1 protein-coding gene is annotated in these 391 nt (G+C 70.1%); it reads left to right on the top strand.

Going from position 1 to position 391, the window contains the following annotated elements:
- Positions 1–123: 123 nt before the first annotated feature.
- Positions 124–333 carry a hypothetical protein gene (locus tag LPA54_RS41560; RefSeq protein ID WP_093767949.1) on the top strand — a complete coding sequence of 70 codons (210 nt, stop codon included), beginning with the start codon at positions 124–126 and terminating at the stop codon, positions 331–333.
- Positions 334–391: the final 58 nt, after the last annotated feature.

Genomic DNA, 391 nt, shown 5'->3' on the forward strand with positions numbered 1-391 from the left:
GATTCTCCTGAGGGAGGGGGCTTGACACTTCACGCTACCGGGTGGGAACGGCCCGTAGAAGCAGCCGAAACTACCCGATAGTAGCTCTTTCTTCGCGGCTGTCGGCGTGCATACGGTGCGGACATGACGAACATCAAGGTCCACGCCTCCGCTCCGGTCGACCTCGAGGGCGACTTGACCTCGCTGCGCGGCGACTGCGCCCGGATGGTCCCGCACTGGGCGGCGCCCGTGCGGACGGCGGCCCGGCCGGTGCCGCCCTCCCTGATCCACGGGGTGGACGTGCCGCCCGCCTCCGCGCGGATGCTGGACGCCATGTCCGACTACGGCGACTGAGCGAGCGCGGGGAACCGCGCGCTCCCCCACTGCGTCCCATCGCTGTCCCCCGTAGAGG

Source organism: Streptomyces sp. DH12, assembly GCF_020873895.1.
Taxonomy (GTDB): Bacteria; Actinomycetota; Actinomycetes; order Streptomycetales; family Streptomycetaceae; genus Streptomyces.

What these genes read in the sequence shown, in the direction of transcription:
- LPA54_RS41560 (WP_093767949.1), top strand. Translation starts at nt 124, where the DNA reads ATGACGAACATCAAGGTCCACGCCTCCGCTCCGGTCGACCTCGAGGGC.